Origin of the sequence: Paracoccus aestuariivivens, from assembly GCF_009711225.1 — a bacterium.
In the GTDB taxonomy this organism is placed as follows: Bacteria; Pseudomonadota; Alphaproteobacteria; order Rhodobacterales; family Rhodobacteraceae; genus Paracoccus; species Paracoccus aestuariivivens.
Genome location: NZ_WMIE01000004.1, coordinates 22,869 through 45,610 on the forward strand (window position 1 = coordinate 22,869; position 22,742 = coordinate 45,610).

A 22,742-nucleotide genomic window follows, 5' to 3' on the forward strand; every position below is an offset into this window, starting at 1 on the left:
TCCGCCGCGCAAGGGGAAGGGAGAGATCAGGCGCTTACTTCAGCCCGATATGCGACAGTTGCAGTTGACCGTTCGTCGCGATGGTGGGTTTGAAGTCAAGGCGCTCGCCGACGCGGCTGTAGCTGACCATGTGGAACAGCGGGATGTCTGCGACCACATCGTCATGGACATAGGCGGCAAGCTCGGACCACAGCTTGGCACGGTCGTCGCCGGTCGCTGCCGAGGCACGTGTGATCAGGTCGTCCACCTTGGGATCAGAGATCCCCGACTGGCGGCCGTCGCTGGCATATTTGAAATACATGGTGAAAACAGGGTCGCCCTTGTTGTTGTCATGCATCGCCGCCAGCATGTAGACGCCCTGATCGGTCGGATAGGGTTTCGAGTAGTATTTCTCGTGCTCGGCAACTTCGTGGAATTCCAGCTTCACGTTGAAGCCGACATCGGTCAGCATCTGCTGGATCGCCTCCATCACCTCGGTGACTTTGGGGAAGTTGGCGGTGCGGGCGATCAGCTTGATCTCGGTATCGACGGGGACACCGTCGGCCTTGGCCTCGGCCAGCAGTTTTTTCGCGCCTTCAGGATCGAAGGCCGGAACCTTGATATCGGGGTTCCAGCCAGCTGTGGTCGGCGGGAACAGCGCAACGGCAAGCTCGGTTCCGTCCGGCAGAAGGGTGCCGATGAATGCCTGACGGTCAATCGCCATGTTCAGCGCCTTGCGCACGCGCAAATCGCTGACCGGCGCGACCGAGCTGTCCAGGCGGATGTAAACGGTTTCCGAGTCGAGATAGGTGAAATCGGTCGCCGGATTATTCGCATCCTCGCGCGCGATCGAGGGCGCAAGGTCGGCCTCTCCAGTGGCGACCATCGCGGCGCGAACCGATGGATCGGTGCGGAACAGATAGGTCGCCGAAGTGACCTTGGGCTGTTCGCCCCAGTAGTCATCGCGGCGGGTCAGGACAATCTGCTGGCCGGGTGTCCAATCCGTCAGGGCGTAGGGGCCGGTGCCGACGGGGTTGCGGGTAAACTCGATCGGCGTTTCCTCGGGGACGATGGTGATCAGGGACAGCAAAAGCGGCAGGATCGGCTGGACCGGATCGGCTGCGAAATCAATCGTCTGATCGTCAACGACATTCGCGTTGACCTTCATGCCGCCAAAGTAACGCTGGGATTCACAGGTGATCTTGTCGCTCATCGCGCGATCGAACGAGTGCTTCACATCCTTGGCGTCAAAGGTCGTCCCATCCGAGAACTTGACACCCTGCCGCAACTTGAAGCGCCACGACCCGTCGGGCTGCTGGCTCCAGCTTTCGGCCAGACGTGGCATCAGGCCCTGCCCACTGCGCGTATCATATTCGGTCAGCGTCTCGTTCACGTTCTCAAGGATCACCCGACCGATGTTCGAGCGGGTGGCCATGCAGGGCTCAAGCAGGTCCAGATCCTCGCTAAGCACGATCTTGATATCGGTATCGGCAGCAAATGCGGGCGCGGCAAAGCCGCCAAGCCCGACAGCCAGCACAACAGCGCCAAATCTCAGAACATCCTTCATCTTCTGTCCTCCCCACAGGTGATGAGAAACGGGCGCCGCTATCCGGCCTATTCCAGCCCGCCTTGTCAGGAATCGGCCATCAGCCGCCTCCGTGGACCGCTCCCCCGGCCACACGTCGTGAGGATGACTTCCATGCCATCAAGTTGTCAATGAAAGTTTTTAAAAGCATCCGAGTTATCCGCATATTGGAAGATATACTCCTTGATTTATTGGATTAACTGGCGAAATCCGGCGCTGTACACCGATAAAATTCTCGTTCCATCAACTTGACAACTGAGTTTTCCTGCGGCGATTGTCAGCGCGGCGCAACCATTGTCAGCGAAGGAGGGGCAGCATGACACCGACAGAGATCGCAACGGCGATGACCGGCAGGCTGACCGCCGTCTCGCAACAGCGGATCGAGGCGTTTCTTCCCTCGCCCAAGATACAGAACCACGCGGCCTTCCTGCATCTTTTGCCCGACGGCGCCCTGATCTGCGCATGGTTTGGCGGCACATTGGAAGGAAAATCCGATATCTCGATCCATGCCTCGATCTTGTCGCATGAAGCGGACAGTTGGGGTCCGGCACAACAGCTCAGCGACGATCCCGACCATTCCGAGCAGAATCCGGTGATCTTTGCCGCGCCGGACGAGGGCTTATGGTTGTTCCACACATCGCAACCCAGCGGAAATCAGGATGAGTGCCGCATCCGCATGGTCGCCCTGACCCGAGATCCGCTTGATCCGCTGCGCCTTTCGACCGGGGAAAGCCGCTATCTGGACGATCTTCCTCGTGGCTGCTTCGTTCGCGGACAGGTGACATTGCGCGGCGATGGCGCGTGGCTGCTGCCCATTTTTCGCTGCGTGTCCAGACCGGGCCAGAAATGGAACGGCAGCCATGATGTGGCCGCGGTCGGAGTCTCGCAGGACGGAGGCAAAAGCTGGACCTTGAACGAAGTTCCTGCTTCGATTGGGTCCGTGCATATGAGTCCCGTCGCGGGCAAAAATGGCGTCGTACCTGCCTATTACCGCCGCAGGCAAGCCGACGCGGTGCATGTGAGCCTGTCGCAGGACCAAGGCGCAAGCTGGGACGCGCCCCGTCCGACCGATCTGCCCAACAACAACTCGTCGATTGCGGCGATCCGCATGGCGGACGGGCGCATTGCGGTGATCTGCAATCTCGCCTCGGCCCAAAGTTCGACGGATAGACGGGCGTCGCTTTATGACGAGTTGGGTGAAGATGACGACCGCCCCGACGCTGATCCGACGGGCGGCTGTACTCCGATCTGGGGCGTTCCCCGCTCGCCGGTCGCCGTGTGCATTTCCGATGATGGCCTGCATTTTCCGATCAGGATCGTCATCGAGGACGGGCCAGGAACCTGTACATCGAACGACTCGACGGACGGGCGAAACAAGGAAATGTCCTATCCGTGGCTGTTGGAAGGTCCGGATGGCAGCCTGCACATTGCCTATACCTATCATCGCCGCGCGATCAAATATGTCCGGCTTGCACCGGGTTGGGTAGCGACCAGTTGAATGGACGAAAAAATGAGCGATATCATTGGAATAACGATGGGCGATCCCGCCGGAGTCGGGCCGGAGATCAGCGTCAGGGCACTGGCCGAGATGTCACCTGCGGATCGCGACCGGACGTTGATCTACGGCAATCTCGCGACACTTGAGGCGGCTCGCGCCGTGAGCGGCTTGGACATCGACCTGACTGGTCGCGTGGTCGATCTGCCGGTCGAGAACGCGCCTTTGCCATGGGGCAAGTTGTCCGCCGTCGCGGGCGATGCGGCATTTCGCTTTATCGAACGGGCCGTGCGGGACGCGCAGTCCGGCAAGATCGGCTGCATCGTCACCGCGCCGATCAACAAAGAGGCGCTCAATCTTGCCGGCCACCACTACGATGGCCACACGGGTATGCTGCGTAGCCTGACCGGATCGAAAGCGGCCTATATGCTGCTGGCCTCGGAACGGCTGAAGGTCATCCATGTTTCAACCCATGTCTCGTTGCTCGAGGCGATCCGGCGTGCCACGACCGAGCGTGTCTTGGCCACGATCCGCGCCGGAAACGCGCATCTTAAGCGTATCGGGTTCGAGAATCCGCGCATCGCGGTTGCCGGCATCAACCCGCATTGCGGCGAGAACGGCCTGTTCGGAACCGAGGATGATGACCAGATCGGCCCTGCCGTCGCGGCCGCCCAGGCAGAAGGCATCAACGTGCAGGGACCGATTTCGGCCGATACGGTGTTCCATCGCGCTTTTTCGGGGGCGTTCGATCTGGTGGTCGCGCAATATCACGATCAGGGGCACATCCCGATCAAGCTGGTGGCATTCGACACAGCCGTCAACGTCTCGGTCGAGCTGCCGATAGATCGCACCTCGGTGGATCACGGCACGGCCTTCGATATTGCGGGCAAAGGTGTGGTGAACCACGGCAACATGAACTCCGCCATCGCCTATGCCCGCAAGCTTGTTGCGGGCAAACGGTAAGCCTCTGAGTATCGAAAGGAAGTCCCGCATGGCTTTAGCGCGCAACATCACGCTGCACTTACCGAAACGGCTGGAGATCGGTGCGGGTGCGGTCCGCAGGGTCGGTGAATGGGGCAACGAGGCCGAACGCATTCTGGTCCTTGCCTCGCCCCATACCGCAGGTTTCGTTGAAAAACTGGCTTTGCGTGGAGAGGTCGAGATATTCGACGCCATCCCCGGCGAGCCGGACATCCCGTGCCTTGATGCCGCGCTGACCGCCGCCCGCAAAGTCCGGCCCGATCTGGTCATCGGCCTTGGCGGCGGTTCGGTCATGGATCTGGCCAAGCTGGTCGCTGCGATGTGGGATAGCGATCAGACGCTGGCCGATGTCGCCGGCCCGAACCGCGTCGCAGGAAGACGAAGCCGTCTGGCGCAGGTCGCCACGACCGCAGGAACCGGCTCGGAAGCAGGCATTCGTGCCCTGATCACCGATCCTGTCGCAGGCAATAAGATCGCCGTTGAAAGCCCGTACCTGATCGCCGATCTGGCTGTTCTGGACCCCGAGCTGACCTTCAGCGTGCCCTCGGCGGTGACTGCGGCCACAGGGATCGACGCGATGGCGCATTGCGTCGAGGCCTTTACCAACAAGAACGCGCATCCGGTCATCGATGGTTATGCCCGCATGGGTATTGATCTGGTCGGGCGCTACCTTGCCCGCGCGGTTCGCGATGGCGCGGATACCGAGGCGCGTGAAGGGATGATGCTGGCATCGTTCTACGGCGGCATTTGCCTTGGTCCGGTCAACACAGCCGCCGGACATGCGTTGGCCTATCCATTGGGGACGTTGCTGCACCTGCCCCACGGCCTCGCCAACGCCATCATCTTTCCGCATGTTCTGGCCTTCAACCAATGTGCCGCGACCGGAAAAACCGCCGAGGTCGCCGCCGCTTTGGGTCTTGGCAGCGGTGACTTGTTGCAGCAGGCATATCGTTTCTGCGCCGATCTTGGCGTCGAGATGCGACTATCCGCCCATGGCGCGACGGATGATCAACTTCCCCGTTTCGCCTCGGATTCCCACACCATCCGTCGTCTGATGGACAACAATCCTCGTGACATGGGTGTCGAGGATATCTTGTCGATCTACCGCGCAGCCTTCTGATCAGGCCTCGTCCGGCTCGGGCTTGCGGCGTTCGAACAACCGTTCACGCGAGCCGGACAAATGCTCATACATCAGGCGCTGCGCCAGATCGGCCTCGCCATCGCGGATCGCGTTGAAAATGCGGGCGTGTTCGTCGAAAACGCGCACCAGTCCAGTGCTTTCGCGTTTGACCGACGCGCCATGGAACCGCATTCCGGTCGCGATGTGCTCCTTCAAGGCCTCCATCGCGGTCGAGAAATAGCTGTTCTCGCTGGCCCGCGCGATCGCGAGATGGAACTGGAAATCGGCATCCTCGCGATGCGATTGCCTGTTCGTCGCATCCCGCATCAATTCCAGCGCCGAGGCAATGGCGCCAAGCGAGATCTCGTCATGGCGTTCGGCGGCGCAGGCGGCGGCGGCTGGCTCCATCGTCAGGCGGAATTCATAGCAATTGAGCAGGTCCGCAACATTCTCCAACTGGCCGAAGCCCAATGGTTGCTTCAATCCGACCGAGCGCACGAAGCTGCCTGCCCCCCGACGCGAGTAGATCAGCCCTTGCTCGCGCAACCGGCGCAGGGCCTCGCGAACGATAGGGCGCGAAACCTCGAATTCGGCGGCAAGATCATGCTCGGTCGGCAGCCGTTCATCCGGCGCGAATGCGCCCGATTTGATCGCGCGGTGAACCTTGTCAAAAACGATATCGGCAAGGCTGCGTCGCGCCACGGGCTTTTCGAATGCCATCAATTGCCCTTTCCGATCATCGCCGCAAGCTTCACCAAGCTGTCCTTGTCGCCGAAGCCGCCCGATTTTGTCACCACGGTCAAGCCACCGGCATCCGAGGCAACCAGTCCGGGCAAACACTCGCCCCTGACTGTCAGGAAAGGAATCGCGCATTCGCGTAATATCGCTTCGGCCGTCGCGCCCCCTGTCAAAAGCGCCGTGCCGGTACCGGCCTTCACCAGATGGGCGACAGCCTTTGCAAACCTTGCGCCGACAATCTTGCCCGGTTCGGCGCGCGCAGCGGGCAAAAGCTGGATCAGCAAGCGATGCGCTTCGGGAATTGGGCATGGGACTTCGCCATTAGGCGCGGCGACATGCAGAAATCCCTGCCCCTCCGCAAGACGCTCCGCCTGTGCCAGCGTGATCGGATCGCGGGAGCCGATGACAAAAATCGCATCCGGCCCCGGAAGGGTCGCATACACACTTTCCGGACGTCCCGTCATCTGTATCGCCAGAGCCTCGGCAAGACCTCGGGCCCCGATCAGCAGATCGGCATCGCTTTTGCGCAACGCATCGTGCATCTGATCGGTGGTCGAAATGTCCGGAATGGATGCGGCCTCGGAAAACTTCCCAAGGCTTGCGGTGACAGGAATAGGCTCAGCCACACCAAATCCGGTCACGCGGCCGTCCGCCACGATCCGGCCAAATTCAGGAATTGCCGGAGCCATCAGCGCATGATGGAACGGAATTTCTGCCAACTCGGCGGCAATGTTGCCCTTGAGGCGGCTATCAACCTTCTTGAAAATTCGCACCTCGGGCAATGCCGCCATGGTCTTGCGCACGGCCAGGGCCGCATCGCGCTGCGGAATTTCGCGACTACAGGTCGTTACCGCGATCACATCCGGTTTGGTTGCGAGGGCATGTACAATTTGCTCCGGCCCAAGCGCGACGACAACCGAAAGGCCCCGTCCCGCAAAAGGCGCAGCCGAGTCCAGCGCTCCGGTCAGATCATCGGCGATAATGGCAAGCGACGGTTTGGTCATTGCGATGTCGCGTTTTCGCGATCAATGAATCTGCGCATGAACTTCCGGCCTCTGTTACTGGTATGTCACTTTGGGGGCCGCGTAAAAAGTTGTCAAATATGAGTTAACCAACGGCGGGCTCAAATCCAAAAATTCAGATGATTAGTTGGAACAATGACGAAAAATAAACGGCAATTATTCTTTACAACATCAGAGATCAGAAACCCGCTTGATCCTGCGGCAATGACGCAAACAGCGCAGGCCCGGCCTGTGCCAACATTTGGGCAACAGTCCAATTGTTTTTGTCGGATACAGGCTATTCATACCTTATGTTTTTTGTAAGTAGGCTGGAATACCCATCCGCGCAGGCCAGAACGTCAGGCGCGGTAAGAAAACGGACAGTACCTATGCGATCCAGACATATTTTCGCCATGCTTCTTGGCACCACCACCTTTGCCAGCGGCGCTTATGCGCAGGACGCGGTTCAACTGGACGCCATCGTGCTCGAGGCTGAAAGCGACGAAACCCTGCTGCAGAACGGCTACATCGCCGAATCCGGCCGTCAGGCCATGCGCGTCGACACGCCGATCGCGAAACTGCCGCAAGCCGTGACGGTTATCACGCAGGACCAGTTGCAGGATCAGGCGCCCCGCACGATGCTTGAGGCATTGAACTACACCGCGTCGGCAACCCCGGGCAATTTTGGCTTCGACAGCCGTTATGACTCGTTCTATCTGCGCGGCTTCCCGGCCTACCAGACCGGCGTGTTCCGCGATGGCCTGCGCAGCTTCAACGGCTCGTCGGCATGGTATCGCAACGACCCTTATACACTGGAAGGGATCGCGGTCCTGAAGGGTCCGGCCTCGTCGATGTTCGGCGTCAGCACTCCGGGCGGCATTGTGAACCTTGTCAGCAAGCGCCCCAAGGACACACCGTATAACGAGACACGCCTCAGCTTTGGCAGCCATTCCCGCGCGGAAGCGGCGGTTGACTTCACCGGCCCGCTCGATGCCGAGGGGGATACCCTGTATCGGTTCATTGCGCTGGCCCGTGATGCAGACACCCATATCGACGGCTATGCCGATGACCGCATCCTGATCGCGCCCTCGGTCAGTTTCCGTCTGGCTGACGACCAACGCCTGCTGCTTTCCGCCGAATATGCGAAAGACAGCACCGGTGCAGTCGCCTACATGCATTTCGACGACATCACCAACCCGCAGGTGACCGACGAACCGGCAGGCGATCCGGACTACAACAACTTCGACCAAGAGCAATTCCGGATCGGCTACGAGTATTCGTGGGATATCGCCGAGGACACCCAACTGCGCCAAAGCTATCGCTGGACCAAGGTCCGCACCGATATGCATTACGCCACGCGCTACGGCCTCTATCCCGACCTCGCGCCCGGTTATTGGAGCCGCTACCACGAGACCGCCAAATCGCACGTGCTGGACCTGATGGTCGAACACAAGATGACGACCGGCAGCTTCAATCACACATTCGCACTTGGTGCTGACTACACGCGCGGCGAATACACTGCCGATTACGGCGGAACCGGCGACGGGCAAGCGGCAAACGATGCGATGGACGTGCCATTTTATGGTTCGCGCAAGCAAACCCAGAAGGGCATCTACTTTGCCGACCAGATCGAGCGTGACGCTTTGACGATCTCGGCTTCTGCCCGCTATGATTGGGTCGAGACGGATTATGCCGACGCGACATTCGGTACCAATATAGTCACCTCGGGCTCGCAAAAGGACGAGGCTTTCACAGGCCGTCTTGGTGCATCCTACGAGTTTACGAATGGCGTGACGCCCTATGCCAACATCGCGAGTTCATTCGCGCCGAACGTCGCACAGGTGTTTGACGACGCCTCGGACCCGACTGGTGGTCCCGCCGAGCCGACCGAAGCGATCCAGAAGGAGATCGGCGTCAAGTATGCGCTGCCAGATCAGCGCACGGTGATCACCGCCGCGATTTTCGACATCCATCAGGACAACGGCACCGTGCTTGCGGTTGGCGATGACGGCCGGAACCGTGGCCTGCAATACGATCTGACTTCGCGCGGTTTTGAACTGGAAGCGATGAGCAACCTTGAAAACGGTGTCAGCCTGATCGCCTCGTACGCGCATATGAAGGTCGAGATCAACGATGGCGCCCCCGGCACCGAAGGCAATGAACTGTCCGGCGTTCCTGACGACACCCTGTCGCTGTTCGTTAAATACCAGCCGCAGACCGGTCCGCTGGAGAATGTCGGCCTGATGGCCGGAATGCGTTACATCGGCAAAAGCTACGGCAACGACGCGAACACGCTGCGCAACGCCAGCCGGACCTTCTTTGATCTGGGCGCGACCTATGACTTCGCGGCCTTCGGCTACGCCGGCACCGAGCTTCAGTTGAACGTGCGCAACCTGTTCGACCGCGAAGCCCAGACCTGCACCGGAGACTGGTGCTATGCCGACGAGCCGCGCATGATCGACCTGAGCCTGTCGCGTCGCTTCTGATATGACACCGGTCATCCGCCGCCATGCGTTGCCAATTGCCTTGGCATCGCTTGGCGGGCTTTACATCACGCAAAGCGTTCTGGGCGGGTTCATCTGGTCCGCCCTCCCTGCTGTCATGCGGCAGCAGGGCATGGCGCTGGACCAACTTGGCTTCCTGTCCCTTCTCGTTCTGCCTTGGGCGCTGAAGTTTCTGTGGAGCCCGTGGATCGAACGCTGGCGCAGGCCGCATTCCCAAGCAGCCCGCACCAAGGCCGTCATCGCGGTCGGGGGCGGGTTCATTCTGTTCGCCACGGTGCTGCTGGCCCTGCGTGGGGACATGCCCCTTCCGATGCTGATCGCCGCGCTGTTTGTCATCGCGACGGCAACTGCCACCGTAGACATCGCCTGTGATGGTCACGCAGTAGAGGCTTTCCCCACCCGCGCCTATGGCTGGGCCAATATGGTGCAGGTCGGCGGGGCATATATCGGCGCGGCGCTTGGCGGAGGTCTGGTGTTGATCGCCATCGACCGCCTCGGCTGGCAGGCGGGAATGGCCGTCCTGATCGGCCTATGCCTGTTAGGCACACTGCCATTCCTGCTGCTACGCCAGCCCAAGCCTCTGGGGCCGCCCGCGCCTGCCGGAGCCAGCTTGCGCGCGGCACTCATGCGGCCAGACTTGCGTCGCGGGCTGCTGATTACGGCCCTGTTCGTTGCGGCGATGAAATCCTGCATGGGGTTCTTCGGCCCGTTTCTGGTCGATTACGGGTTCTCTCTGACCGAGGTCGGGCTTTACAGCGCCTCGGGCAGTCTCGTCGTGGGCCTGCTTGGAGCAGTCCTGGGTGGAATTGTCGTCGCCCGCCTGGGTACGCTGCCCGTTCTGATGATTGCGCTGATCGGACAGGCCTGCGTTCTGGCTTATTGCTTGGCAGTCGCGGCGGGTTGGGGATTGCCGCTGCAGCCCTTGGCCATCCTGACCCAGATCGGTTCGAATGCGTGGCTGGCTTTCGGATTCGTCGCGCTTTATGCCCGCTTCATGCAATGGTCCGATCCCGGACAAGCTGGCGTTGATTTCACCATCTTCCAATGCACCGACGCCCTTATCGGCATGTTGCTTGGACTTGTTGGTGGCCAGATCGCCCAGCATTTCGGTTATTCCGCGTTGTTCGGCGTCGCGCTGGTATGCTCGATCATCTGCGGTGTCGGGATCCTGCTTGGTTGGGAAACACCCTCCGAGAATCGCGTGACCGGATAAAGACCGGCGGAGGTCGCCTTTTTCTCAGCGATCCAGACGTTCAGGCCATCTCCAGTTCGCGGTTCGCCTTGCGGGCCGCAACCATGTTCACCTTGCGATAGGCCTGTACGCCGCTGACCTCGCGGCCGACCCATGCTGGCAAAGGCACGGGATAGTTGAGGCTGGGAAGTTCGACCTCGGCAATGGTAATACCGGCCAGAAGGCCATGATATACATCGACCGTCCATGTCAGTTCACCCGCCGGAATGTGATAGCGGGTTTTCTCGACGACTTCGTCGCCACATAGCCGAAGCATCTCCTGCGCATCGGCAAGCGGAACAGGATATTCGAATTCGTCACGGACGATGCCGTGGCGGGGGCCTTTTACGGTCAGGATGGCCTGATCGTCCTGAATGCGGACACGGACCTTGCGCCCCTCGGTCGTCGATATAAGGCCGTCGTGCAACTCCTGCTGATGCGAAACGCCAGCTTGCCAGCCGCTATTCGCAACCAGAAATTTCCGTTCTATTTCCTTCGCCAAGGCGAGCTCCGGCTGTTGGACAAGGCTTGGTTCGGAATAGGCTGCACGATTAGTATGATAAACAGACAAAACGCGATTGCATAGCTGCTATGCGCCACATTGCGTCATGCCGCAACCGGAATCGTGACTTCATGAAACTACCGCTTGCGGTGCGTCGGATCAGGTGACATCATGACGTCACTTTTTGCCAAGGTGAGACATGCCGAAAGCCAAGAAATCCGGGGCCGGAGAAGCAAAGGAAAGCAAGACCAACACCTCGCTTCGGCTTGAGCGCAAGACGCTCAAGGCGCTGAAGGTCAGGGCGATTGAAGAAGACACCAGTGTCCAGAAGATCATCGAGAAGCTGATCGAGGGCTATCTCAAGAAGGCGGCGAAACGAGAATCGTGACCACTACTGCAAGCGAGATCCTTATTCTGGATGGAGAACCGGTCAAAGCGGGACGTGTCGGGAAGCTGACAGCAGACCTTGGCAGCGAAGCCGACTCCGTTCCATTCACCCTGCTGGATTGCCATGACGGGTCGATCCGGCAGACCGGACAGGTGCTGATCGAAGCCGGACCGAAATTGATGCTGTACCGCAACAATGAGGTTCTGACGCAGTCTGCAAAGCGGGCGGGCGACTTTGTCGCCGATCTGGCCGAGGGGCCGGTGAAAAGCGCGCTGAACGAGACATCGCCGCTGCGCTGCCTGTTGCCGGTGGGTTCCGGTACGCTGAGCCGCTCGCAGATCGCGCTGCTAGATAAGGAAGGCAAGACACACGCCCGCGCCGATTTGGTGGTCCTGCATCCGGCTGGTCAGGATCGAGCGGTAACGCTGGCGTCACTGCACGGGCTGCGCGGCTACGGCAAATCCTTTGCAGCCCTATCGGCGCATCTGCGGGGCGCTGGCACGGCGGATCATGCTATTCCGGATCTGGTCGGGATGCTGTTTCCCGAGCATAAACCCTATGATCCCAAGCCTGAAACCGCCATGACGCCAGAGCAGACAGCCTATGACGCGGCAAATGACATCATCCGGACCTATCTGACCGTCGCGCGCCAGAACGAAGGCGGGATCATAGCCGATCTCGACAGCGAGTTTCTGCATGATTACCGCGTGGCACTGCGCAAGATGCGCTCGGTCGTCAGCCTATTCCGTGATGTCTACGACGAGGCGCAGACTGCGGCGCTGAAACGCGACCTCTCGGACCTGATGGCTCCGACCGGCAGATTGCGCGATCTGGACGTCTATCTTCTGGAACGCGGAACCTATCGCGATCTGCTGCCCGAGGCGCTGCATGACGGGCTGGCCTTGATGTTCGACATCTTCAAACGCGAAAGGCGACGCGAGCACAGGAAGCTGGTCAAACGATTGCAGGATGCGGATTACGCCGCCCAGATCAAGGCACTGGAAAACCTGTTCCCCAACGAGGCAGGCCCTTCGCGCGGTCCTGATGCGGAACATCCGGCCTTCGATTATGCCTGCGGCCTGATCTGGAAACGCTATCGCAAGGTCTGCAAGATTGCGGCCGGAATCAACGACGACACACCGGATTCCGAGGTGCACGAGTTGCGGATCAACTGCAAGAAGCTGCGATACCTCATGGAATTGTTCGCGCCGCTGTTCCCGCGTGGGCGGCTGAAATCGCTGCTTTCTCCGTTGAAGGAACTGCAGGAAAATCTGGGGCTGTTCAACGATTACTCGGTCCAGCAGGTTGCTATGCAAGACTTCCTGATCCGCCACCCGTTGAAAGGACAGGACGGGCTGGCCATGGCGACAAGCATCGGGGCCTTGATCGCGATCCTGCACCAGCGTCAGATGCAAGAACGTGCCCGCGTGGTGTCCAGTTTCGAACATTTCGACAGTCCGGCCATCCGGCAGGAATTCGCCAATCTGTTCCGCAGGAAAGGAGCCTGATGTGAAGATTATCGCTTGTTACAGCAACAAGGGCGGCGTGGGCAAAACGGCGACTGCGGTGAATCTGGCCTACGCCTTTGCCAAGGCGGGCGCACGCGTCCTGCTTTGCGATCTTGATCCGCAAGGGGCGTCGGGTTTCTACTTCCGCATGAAGCCTTCGAAGCGGTTGCTGGACGAGGCGTTTTTCAAGGATGTCGAGCGTTTTGCCAAAGCCATCCGTGGTAGCGACTTCGATAATCTGGACATTCTGCCCGCGAACCTGACCTTCCGTGATTTCGACATTTACCTGTCACGGATGAAGCACGGCAATGCACGGTTGGGAAAATCGCTGAAAGGTGTCGCGAGCGATTACGACATCGTCCTGCTCGATTGCCCGCCGAATATCTCGATGCTGGCCGAGAACGTGTTTCAGGCCGCCGATCACATTATTGTCCCGGTGATTCCGACGACCCTTTCAGAGCGCACCTTCGAACAGCTTCTGGATTTCATCGACGAGCAGGCCAAGTCCGACAGGAAGAAGATCGTCGCCTTTTTCTCGATGGTGCAGAAGCAGAAAACCCTGCATGTCGAAACGATGGCGCGGATGCGCGACACCTATCCCGAACGCTTCATTTCCGCCGAGGTGCCATTCTCGACCGACATCGAGCGTATGGGGACGCATCGCGCCCCTGTCGCGACCTTCGCTGCCGCGCGTCCGTCAGCCAAAGCCTATGACGACGTTTATCGCGAGTTGAGGGAACACATGGACAAAGAGGGAAAATGACCGACCGACCGCTGGAAATCGAGCGCAAGTTCCTGCTGCGCAAGTTGCCCGATCTGGAACACGTCCCTTCGGTCGAAATACGGCAAGGCTACATCACCGCACCGCAGGACACGACCGAGGTCCGGCTTCGGCAGTCGGGAGAAGGTCACTTCCTGTCCGTCAAAGGCGGCGCGGGGCTGGTGCGCTCCGAACGTGAGGTGACGATCTCGGCCCAGCAGTTCCAATTGCTTTGGCCGGAAACCACGGGGCGGCGGATCGAAAAGACGCGCTACAAAGGCCAGCTTCCCGACGGCCTGACCTATGAATTGGACGTCTATGCCGGATCGCTGGAGCGGCTTTTTACGGTCGAGGTCGAGTTCCCCTCCGAAGCCAACGCGAATGCCTTTTCAGTGCCGGACTGGTTCGGCAAGGACGTGACTCTGGACAAACGATACCGCAACAAGTCGCTCGCGGTCGCGGATCATGAAACCATCAAGGCTCTCCTGAACGGATGAAGAAACGGTATGGTGTCATCTGCTATCTTCCGGGCAAAAAACAGGACGAGGTGATCCTTGTCACCAGCCGGCGTAGCAAGAACTGGATCTTCCCCAAGGGCCGCAAAATTCCGGGCATGTCCGGCCCCGCTTCGGCCAGACGCGAAGCCTATGAGGAAGCCGGTCTGTTGGGTCGGATCGACAAGCGCATGAAGTTCCGGATCGCCACAAAGCAGGCCGGTGAAAAGGTCGAGTTGCTGCTTTATGCGATGCGGGTGGACAAGCTGCTTAAACGTTGGCCCGAGGCGCGCCAGCGCTCGCGCCTCGTCATCTCGCGCAGCAAGGCCGAAAAGCTGCTGGATTGCCCTGATACCAGTCTTGCGCTGAAGAAAGTTCTGGGCAGAAACAAGCGTTGAACACAATGGCACTTGCGACCGGCCCGACCAACGCAATCGCCATGTCAGGGTCGCTCGGTGCGCCTCCCATGTCGGTTGCAAGCGATAGCTGCGACCATCCGCACCAGTCCTAGTTCTCGCGGAATGCGCGGGACAGGCTGTCTTCGATGGGCTTGACCAGATATTCGAAGAAGGTCCGGGCCGAGGTCTCGATCATCACTTCGGCGGGCATTCCGGGGGTTGGATGGAAGCCATGGACGCGCTCGAGTTCGGCGGCTGGCAAGGCGACGCGGGCGATGTAGATCTCGTGCCGGACCCCGTCCACCTCGGTCATAAGAGCATCGGCCGAGACATAGACCAATTGCCCCTGCAGAACCGGCGTCGTGCGCTGGTTCAGCGAGGTCAACCGGACCGCCGCATGCTGGCCGACTTCGACATCATCAATGTCCGAGCGCGAAATCTGGGACTCGACCACCAAGGGGGCGTCCTGCGGCAGGATTTCCACGATGGGTTTGCCTGCCTCGATCACGCCGCCTGCGGTGTGATAATACATCCGCACGATGGTACCAGCGACGGGCGAAAGGATTTCGGAGCGCTGCAAGACATCCTGCGCCTTCATCGATTGCTCGCGAACGCTGTCCAGATCGGCCTCGATCGACTGGCTTTCATCCAGCGCGGTCTGACGATGCTGGTTCCGGGTCTGTTGGATCTCGCGCTCGGCCTTGCGGATGGCTTCCTCGGTTTCGGCGATCTGTGAGGTCAGTCGTTCGATCTGACCCTCGGCATCCGCGACGGCGCGTGCAAGGGTATTGACCTCGCTCCGCCGCACCAGACCGCGATCGAAAAGCTGGGTTTTGGTGTCGAAATCCTCTTTCAGCAGCGAAAGCTGGGTTTTCAGCGAGATCAACTGGCCGTTGAACCCGCTGATCCGGGAACGACCGGCGTTGATGTTGCTTTCCAGCAAGCCGACCTCGCCTTCTTCCTTGGCGCGGGCAGCACGAAAGGCGGATAGCTGCTCGGTCATGATCGCGGCAAAGCTGGAGTCACTGACCTTTTCCTCAAGATAGCCGGAAAAGACCGGAGCATCCGCACCTTCATACTCGGCGTCCAGCCTTGCGCTGATGGCCTCCAGACGGGCGCGGCGCAGTTCCAGCTCACGCTGGTTCGCCTGCGCGGCGGTGCCATCCAGCCGGATCAGGACCTGCCCTTCGGTGATAAGGTCGCCCTCTCCCACCAGAATTTCATGGATGATGCCGCCTTCAAGGTGCTGGACAATCTTGTTGCGACCGGTGGCGACAAAGCTGCCCGGAGCCATGACTGCCGCAGCCAAAGGCGCACTGAAGGCCCAAACTCCGAAGCCGCCCAGAGCCACGACCATAAGGGAAAGCCCCACGATCAGATGCCCGCGGACCGAGCGGGGAACATTGGCGTAAAGTGCGGTATAATCCGAGTTCTGGGTCATGGTATCACCCTTGGCTCTGTGGTGGTGCCGGAGGCGTGGCGGGATGCGCGGGTGGCGGAGGCATCGGCATGCCCTCTTCGCTGCGGCTGAGTTGCGCCAGCTTTTCAAGCATCTGGTCGCGCGCGCCGAACATGGCGATCTGCCCGTCCGCCAGCAGCATGATATTGTCTACGTCGCGCAATAGCGAATGTTTCTGCGTCACCACGATCATGGTGATCCGGTCTTTCTTGGCCAAGGCCATCGCGCGCGACAAGGCCCTATCCCCCGCCGTATCGAGGTTCGAGTTCGGCTCATCCAGCACCACCAGACGCGGGTTGCCGAAAAAGGCCCGTGCCAGCCCGATGCGCTGCTTTTGCCCCCCGGACAAGGGCGAGCCGTCTGCCGCCACGATGGTTTCATATCCCTCGGGCAGCTTTGCGATCATGTCATGCACATCGGCCAGCACCGCAGCCTGATAGATGTCCTGATCGCTGGCATCGCTGCGCATACGGGCGATATTGGCTTTGATCGTTCCGGGGAAAAGCTGTACGTCCTGCGGCAGATAACCGATGGATTGCCCCAATTGACGCTGGTCCCAGTTGCGCAGATCCATCAGGTCAAGGCGTACGCTGCCCGATGTCGGCAGGATCGAGCCCACCAGCATCTTACCCAATGTGGTCTTGCCCGCGCTTGATTTTCCGACAATCGCCAAGGAAATTCCCGGCATCAGCGAGAAGGTGATCGAGTTCAGCACAACCCGTTTGGTTCCGTTCGGGACGTAGAGCAGCCGCTCGACATCCAAGCGACCCTCGGGGCGGGGCAATTGCAGGCGTTGCTGGTTCAGCGGTGATGCCTTGAGCAGCGAGGAAATCCGTCCGAAGGCCGAGCGTGACATCGAAACGCTGTTCCAGCCTTCGATCGCGCCCTCAATGGGGGCCAGCGCCCGGCCAGCGATGATGGACGCTGCGATCACCATGCCGCCGGTGATCTGGCCCTGCAGCGCCAGATTTGCACCCCAGCCCAGCAGGGTGATCTGGGTCAGAAGCCGCACTCCACGCGACAGTCCGGCAAAGACGATGTTGCGATCCTGGGCGCGGACCTGCGCCGCCATCGAACTGGCCGCATCGCGCCCCCAGATGTTGACCGCCTCGGGGATCATGGCCAATGCGTTGATGATCTGCGAATTGCGCGCCATCGAATCCAGATGCAGGTTGGCCCGGCTCAAATGGCGGTTCGCCTCGGCAAAGGGGGCGGCGGTCATGCGCTGGTTGATCAATGCGATGATCAGCAAAATGATCGCGGTGGTCAGTACGATCAGTCCCAGATGCGGATGCACCAGAAAGATCGCGAGCACGAAAACCGGAACGAAGGGCAGATCCAGCAGCGATAGCAACGTCCCCGAAACCAGAAAGCTACGCAATTGCTGCAAATCTCCAAGGGTCTGGTATTCCTGCCCGTTGCTTTGCAGTGATGCCCGCGCTGCCGCCGACAGGATCGGAGCCCCCAGCCGCGCAGACAGATCGACCGAACTGCGCAGCAACATCCCGCGACGGATCGCGTCGAAGATGACCTGCAAAAGGACCGCACCCACGATGATGACGGTCAGCATGATCAGCGTGTCGATCGAGCGGCTGGTCAGCACCCGATCCGAGATCTGGAACAGGTAGATCGGAATCGCCAGCACCAGCAGATTGGTGACGCAACTGAACAGCAGCACCCCGGCGATATTGGCCCAGATCTTGCGCAAACTGGCCTGCAAAGCGCCCGCAATATCGGGCTCGGATACGCGCTTGTGGAATGCCGTCCCGCCAGAGGCGGGCATCGCGGCGGGAAGGCGACCGGCTTCCTGATCGATGGTCGGGCCGGTACCCATCGGTTTGGCACTTGGCGGGCGCGATTTGTCACCCGGCAGATCAAGACGCAGGCGCGGTTCGCCCGTGCGGCTGTCAGTCGTACGATCCTGAGTCATGCGAGCACGGTTTCCATTACATCGCCGGGAACCGGCGCATCAGCGTTGATCGGCCGGAAGCCGTGATCGTCGTCATTGTCGGCAAGAAAGCCGTCAGCCAGAAACAACACAGCCTCGCTGGCCAATGCCGGCGGCCCCGCGGGCATGGCTGGCGCGTCAGGCGTCACCAACTCGGCCTGATGCAGCAACGCATCCGAGTAATGCTCTCCCGGCGTGTAAATTTTGGAATCGACTCCGAACTCGGAAATACTTGCGCTGTTCACCAGAACGTTCGAGCCTGCGACGACCTTGACCTCGGCCCCCGTACCCACGACTTCGTTACGGTAGACCTCGATCTGGTCCGAGTCCCCCAGCACATTGGTCTGGCGGATCATGTTGACCGATACCATATCGCCTTCGATATGCAGAACCCGCACGATGTCCCGACCAGAGAAGGCCGGATCGTTCAGGATCGACGCGGGGAGATTGACCTCGCCATTCCCTGCATCCCGCAGCATTGCGTCGATTGCGGCATTGGTGGCGGTGACACTATGAGAGCCGATCCGCGTGATACTGGTTTCGTTGTATAACAGGTTGTCGCCCGCACTGACCTGCGCGCCATCTACCCCGATTCCGATGCTGTCATTGTCCAGCATCACATTCGTCTGGATGATCGCGTTGAGATTGATCATGTATCCGTCGATGATGATCAGATCGAACTGAAATCCCAACTCGGCCAGCGAAACCTCGTTCATCGAACCGTTTTCGCCCATCAGCATCAACGTCTTGTCGGTATGCAGCGAAACCGTGGAGACGTCCCTGTCGGAAACGAAATTGTACTGATCGATCCAGTTGACGCAGATCAGGCTGCCTTCCAGCGTCGCGGTCAGCCAATATTGCGGCGCGTCTGCGTCGCCTCGTTGCTGAGGCATCGGGTTCGAGAAAATGCTATACGAGGCGAAGTTCAACGCATTGGTCGGAGTACCGTCGAAATTGGATGGCGACAGACCCAGTTGCGTGAAAATGGCGTCGTTGTCGCACCAGACATTGGTCTGGCTGATAATGGTGTAGCTATAGATGCCCTGCCCCGCCGCGATCACGGGGGCAGTGATCCATGCATCGTTGATGCTCGCCTGATTGAGCAGCAGATTGTTGCCATAGACCAGTTCGTGCTGGGCGAAATCGTCCTCGGTATCGCCGTCTTCGTCTTCGTCCTGCCGCTCCTGCCGGTAGGTCGGCATCAGGTCTTCGAAATCGGGACGCGCATTGGTCTGCTCGCCGTCAAAATATTGGCCCAGAACATCCTCGCCCCATCTTGTCGAAGCTTCCGCACCGCCGAAATCGCCGTCTGGCGCAGTGACGTCCCGAAACGCATGCGCCACGGATAAAAAGGACACCCCGTCAGCGGGCAGATCGATGTCCAGATCGACGCCCAACTGTCCGGACTGTTGGCACAGCGATGCGAGCTGCTCGCCAGATTCGTCCGGTCCGAAATGCGTCGCGCTGCCGAACTGGTCATCATCGGAAAGCAATGTGGTCTGGTAGGTGACAGCCGCAACCGATCCGGGCGGAGGCATGGTCCATTCATATTCCGGCGTCGGAGGGTCGGGATCTGGGGGATCGGGGGGATCGGGATCCGGCGGATCGGTTGGCGGTGTCACATGCCAGTTGTGGTTCAGGAACCGCTCTGCCCGCTCGTTGAACGCTTCGGCTTGCGGCCGTCCGAACGAGACAGGATCACGAACCGGATTGATGAAGACATAGTCGGCCTCGGTCTGAAGCCCTTCCTGCACGGGCACCGGAGGTGTGTAGATCACCTCGGGATTGTAATCGGTGGGAATGCGCGGATGGTCCGTAACCAGATCCTTGGGCGTAATCGTGCCGGGATCGACATCGGGATTATCGGGGGTCAACTCGTCATAGTTGATCCGCAATCGCGCCACTTCATCCGTTAGGTGGAAAACGCCTATGAAATGCCAAATCGCTTCGTCGACAGGGGAAATAAACAGCATGGTAACCACCTTCCTCGCCAATTCCTTCCCTCTGGGGCGGTCAGGCTGGCGTTGTTCAAATGCTTCCTGCGCGAAGAGACTCCGCGCAGGAATTCGTTGCTAGAAAGCGTCGCGCTCAGACGTCATCGTCGCCGACGACGCTGGAGTTCAGGTCGCCACCAACCACAGTCATATCGACCGAGTTACCAAGGATGTTCGCGCCCATCACGATGCTTTGGTTGAAGGCCGTCGTATCAAGAACGCCATCGGCCGATGCGGTCGAAGTGCCGGTGACATAGCCATCATCTCCGTTATTCGAGCCCCACATGCCCGCATTGGCCGAGCCGCCAGTGCCGGTCATGATCTCGCCGATATCGCCACCATTGCCGCTATCGGCATTGGCACCGTCGCCGCCGCGCGACCAGCCGCCGCCAGCTTCGGCCCAACCACCGTCGCCGCCGGTTGCATCGGCCCGACCGCCGGTGCCGGCACCGGCAACCGCTCCGCCGAAGCCCGCACCATAACCGCCAGCGTCGCCGCCAGCGCCTCCGGTCGATCCGGCCGCACCAAGACCAAGGCCAAGGGCATCGCCAGAAGTGGCATCGCCACCCATGCTGCCTGCCGCGGCCAGAGCCGCACCTAGTCCGTTACCGTTGCCGCCGTCGCCGCCTGCGCCGCCATTGCCGCTGTCGCCGCTATCGCCGCCTGCGCCGCCATTGCCGCTATCGCCGCCTGCGCCGCCGGTGCCGCTATTGCCACCGTAGCCGGCCATGCCGCCATTGCCGCCATATCCGGCCTCGCCGCTGTCGCCGCCATCGCCGCTGTCGCCACTGTCGCCACCTGCACCGCCATTGCCCGAGTCGCCTGCGTCTCCGCTGGTTCCTCCGCCCGCAGCACCGACGCCAAGACCAAGCAAGGCTCCGATACCAACGCCGATGCCGCCACCGGCAAGACCGCCCGCACCACCATCGCCGCTGTCGCCGCCATCACCAGCGCTGCCGGTTTCGCCGCCGTCACCAGCGCTGCCGCTGTTGCCGCCGTAGCCACCTTCGCCGCCGTCGCCGCCGTCGCCGCCGTCGCCGGTTTCGCCGCCATCACCCGCATCGCCACTTTCGCCGCCGTCACCGGCGTCGCCCGTGTCTCCGCTGCTGCCACCTTCGGCACCTGAGCCACCCAATCCGGCGCCCAGACCAAGAGCGCCTGCACCGGCCGCGCTGTCGCCACCGGTCGCATCGCCGCTGTCACCGGCACCCAGTCCGACTCCCAGCGCTGCGGAATCTCCGCCCGAGGCGTCTCCGCCATGGCCCGCGCCAACGCCCAAGCCAAGAGCCGATCCACCGACGCCGATACCGCCAAGGGCAGCCGCGCCACCACCTGCCGCACCGGTCGCCACGCCGCCAGCCGACGTCGCGCTACCGCCATTGGCTTCGGCATAGCCGTCGCCGGTTCCGGCAAGGACATGTCCGCCATCGCCGCCCGTGCCGCCAGCATCAATGCCGTCGCCCGAGTCCGCATCGCCTCCATTGGCGTCGCCATTCTGGTTGAATTCGGCACCGTTGGTCACGTCGGGATCGGTCAGGCTGTCTTCGTCATTGATCTCGCCGACCTGGTTGTTCAGCGTCGAAACACCTTCCCCGCCGACCGTCACATTGTCGAAGCGCACATCATGCGTGCCGACATTGACCTCGCCGTCGCGGTTGACCAGCACATCGCCCATCGTGCCGTAGGCATTGTCGATGTCGACATAGTCATTGTCGCTGGGCATCCAGCCTTCCAGATCCAGACCTACATCCACCGTCGTCGAGACATTGGTGACGACATCCGTATCCACATCGGTATCGACATTGTTGGTCGCGTTATTCTCGGCAGTATTTTCGCCGTAATTGTCTGAATCATTCGAATTCGAGGACGTATTGTCGGCGGAATTCGAAGCGTTATTCGCAGAATCATTTGACGACGTGTTGTCGGACGAATTCGAGCCGGAATTGCTGCCAGAGTTCGAAGCGCTGTTCGACGCCTCGTTCTCCGAGCCGTTCGCCGAATGGTTCAAAGCGGCATTGCCCGCCAGATTGCCCGCGCCGTTCAACGCAAGATTGCCTGCGGCATTGCCCGCGATATTCGCGGCTTCGGTCGAAGTCGAACTGGTGTTCTCGTTGCTGTTTGCGTTGGAGTTGTCGTTGCTTTGGGACTGTTCCTGACCCTGACCCTGTCCTTGGCCCTGCCCCTGACCTTGGCCTTGTCCCTGACCCTGCAGGTTCAGCTGGCCCTGACCTTGGCCTTGTCCCTGACCCTGCCCTTGATCCTGATCCTGGCTTTGACTATCGAGTGGCCAAGCAAACAGGTTCGTGCTGCGGCTGTCAGCCATCGTACTCACTCCCGAAAGTGGGCGGGTACGGTCAATGCATGCGCAAACGCGTATGCCCGCCCGGGTTGCCGGAGAAGATACCGCAAAACGATTTTGGTCGCTGAGCCCATGCTCACCGTTGCGACGGCACGACCGTCCTCATGATGCTTGCTGAACCGAAATCGTCGCTCCTCCATATCGAACGACTTCGGCATGTCGGAGCGGGTCTGTCACCCGCCGACCAAAGCAAGATAAAACCAACCCACGCCCATGGCCTAGCCGGACGAACAGGCTAAGCCCGCGATAACGAACGGCTACATCCCTGATCGCGTTTCACTAGCCATCCGCTCAGGCC

18 protein-coding genes are annotated in these 22,742 nt (G+C 60.4%); 10 read left to right on the forward strand and 8 right to left on the reverse strand.

Features of this window, described 5'->3' with window-relative positions; all coding sequences use genetic code 11:
* Positions 1 to 34: 34 nt before the first annotated feature.
* Complete coding sequence (locus GL286_RS09020; protein WP_155095234.1) at positions 35 to 1,546, reverse strand: ABC transporter substrate-binding protein; 1,512 nt, start codon at positions 1,544 to 1,546, stop codon at positions 35 to 37.
* Between the two features lie 334 nt (positions 1,547 to 1,880).
* Between GL286_RS09020 and GL286_RS09025 the strand changes: the two genes are divergently transcribed.
* The 3 genes from GL286_RS09025 to GL286_RS09035 are packed head-to-tail and all read left to right on the forward strand — an operon-like array spanning position 1,881 to position 5,160.
* Positions 1,881 to 3,062: a sialidase family protein gene (locus GL286_RS09025; protein WP_155095235.1), complete on the forward strand. Its 1,182-nt coding sequence runs from the start codon at positions 1,881 to 1,883 to the stop codon at positions 3,060 to 3,062.
* A gap of 12 nt (positions 3,063 to 3,074) precedes the next feature.
* Positions 3,075 to 4,022, forward strand: coding sequence for a 4-hydroxythreonine-4-phosphate dehydrogenase PdxA (gene pdxA, locus GL286_RS09030; protein WP_155095236.1), 948 nt, complete (start codon positions 3,075 to 3,077; stop codon positions 4,020 to 4,022).
* Positions 4,023 to 4,050: 28 nt separating this feature from the next.
* Positions 4,051 to 5,160, forward strand: coding sequence for an iron-containing alcohol dehydrogenase (locus GL286_RS09035; RefSeq protein ID WP_155095237.1), 1,110 nt, complete (start codon positions 4,051 to 4,053; stop codon positions 5,158 to 5,160).
* On the opposite strand, the gene GL286_RS09040 is transcribed toward GL286_RS09035, so the two are convergent.
* Together GL286_RS09040 and GL286_RS09045 are read right to left on the reverse strand one after the other, a co-directional pair.
* Positions 5,161 to 5,880: a FadR/GntR family transcriptional regulator gene (locus tag GL286_RS09040; protein WP_155095238.1), complete on the reverse strand. Its 720-nt coding sequence runs from the start codon at positions 5,878 to 5,880 to the stop codon at positions 5,161 to 5,163.
* The gene (locus GL286_RS09045; RefSeq protein ID WP_155095239.1) at positions 5,880 to 6,902 is read right to left on the reverse strand and encodes a four-carbon acid sugar kinase family protein; all 1,023 of its coding nucleotides are present in this window, start codon (positions 6,900 to 6,902) and stop codon (positions 5,880 to 5,882) included. Before GL286_RS09045 ends, GL286_RS09040 begins: the two co-directional genes overlap by 1 nt.
* Positions 6,903 to 7,288: 386 nt before the next feature.
* Between GL286_RS09045 and GL286_RS09050 the strand changes: the two genes are divergently transcribed.
* Both GL286_RS09050 and GL286_RS09055 read left to right on the forward strand, forming a co-directional pair.
* A complete protein-coding gene (locus GL286_RS09050; RefSeq protein ID WP_170295118.1) occupies positions 7,289 to 9,385 on the forward strand; it encodes a TonB-dependent siderophore receptor in 2,097 nt (698 codons plus the stop codon).
* Position 9,386: 1 nt separating this feature from the next.
* A complete protein-coding gene (locus tag GL286_RS09055) occupies positions 9,387 to 10,616 on the forward strand; it encodes an MFS transporter (protein ID WP_155095241.1) in 1,230 nt (409 codons plus the stop codon).
* A 40-nt stretch (positions 10,617 to 10,656) separates the two neighbouring features.
* Here GL286_RS09055 and GL286_RS09060 read toward each other — a convergent pair whose 3' ends face one another.
* Positions 10,657 to 11,136 (reverse strand): CYTH domain-containing protein, encoded by a 480-nt coding sequence (locus GL286_RS09060; protein ID WP_170295119.1) that lies wholly within the window; start codon positions 11,134 to 11,136, stop codon positions 10,657 to 10,659.
* Between the two features lie 199 nt (positions 11,137 to 11,335).
* On the opposite strand from GL286_RS09060, the gene GL286_RS09065 reads away from it, so the two are divergent.
* Genes GL286_RS09065 through GL286_RS09085 form a run of 5 tightly spaced genes read left to right on the forward strand, consistent with a single transcriptional unit; the run spans position 11,336 to position 14,684 of the window.
* Complete coding sequence (locus GL286_RS09065; protein WP_155095243.1) at positions 11,336 to 11,524, forward strand: ribbon-helix-helix protein, CopG family; 189 nt, start codon at positions 11,336 to 11,338, stop codon at positions 11,522 to 11,524.
* Positions 11,521 to 13,032, forward strand: a complete 1,512-nt coding sequence (locus GL286_RS22850; RefSeq protein WP_155095244.1) for a CHAD domain-containing protein — start codon at positions 11,521 to 11,523, stop codon at positions 13,030 to 13,032. Before GL286_RS09065 ends, GL286_RS22850 begins: the two co-directional genes overlap by 4 nt.
* 1 nt (position 13,033) lies before the next feature.
* Positions 13,034 to 13,795, forward strand: coding sequence for an AAA family ATPase (locus GL286_RS09075; RefSeq protein ID WP_170295120.1), 762 nt, complete (start codon positions 13,034 to 13,036; stop codon positions 13,793 to 13,795).
* Positions 13,792 to 14,289, forward strand: a complete 498-nt coding sequence (locus tag GL286_RS09080; protein WP_155095245.1) for a CYTH domain-containing protein — start codon at positions 13,792 to 13,794, stop codon at positions 14,287 to 14,289. Before GL286_RS09075 ends, GL286_RS09080 begins: the two co-directional genes overlap by 4 nt.
* The gene (locus tag GL286_RS09085) at positions 14,286 to 14,684 is read left to right on the forward strand and encodes an NUDIX hydrolase (protein ID WP_155095246.1); all 399 of its coding nucleotides are present in this window, start codon (positions 14,286 to 14,288) and stop codon (positions 14,682 to 14,684) included. Before GL286_RS09080 ends, GL286_RS09085 begins: the two co-directional genes overlap by 4 nt.
* A 109-nt stretch (positions 14,685 to 14,793) precedes the next feature.
* Here GL286_RS09085 and GL286_RS09090 read toward each other — a convergent pair whose 3' ends face one another.
* From GL286_RS09090 to GL286_RS09105, 4 genes are all read right to left on the reverse strand, one after another.
* On the reverse strand, positions 14,794 to 16,125 hold the full coding sequence (locus GL286_RS09090) for an HlyD family type I secretion periplasmic adaptor subunit (protein ID WP_155095247.1): 1,332 nt from the start codon (positions 16,123 to 16,125) through the stop codon (positions 14,794 to 14,796).
* 4 nt (positions 16,126 to 16,129) lie between these two features.
* Positions 16,130 to 18,073: a type I secretion system permease/ATPase gene (locus GL286_RS09095; protein ID WP_155095248.1), complete on the reverse strand. Its 1,944-nt coding sequence runs from the start codon at positions 18,071 to 18,073 to the stop codon at positions 16,130 to 16,132.
* The gene (locus GL286_RS09100) at positions 18,070 to 20,064 is read right to left on the reverse strand and encodes a hypothetical protein (protein WP_155095249.1); all 1,995 of its coding nucleotides are present in this window, start codon (positions 20,062 to 20,064) and stop codon (positions 18,070 to 18,072) included. The genes GL286_RS09095 and GL286_RS09100 overlap by 4 nt, the downstream gene beginning before the upstream one ends.
* Before the next feature lie 115 nt (positions 20,065 to 20,179).
* Positions 20,180 to 22,408: a hypothetical protein gene (locus tag GL286_RS09105; protein WP_155095250.1), complete on the reverse strand. Its 2,229-nt coding sequence runs from the start codon at positions 22,406 to 22,408 to the stop codon at positions 20,180 to 20,182.
* Positions 22,409 to 22,742: the final 334 nt, after the last annotated feature.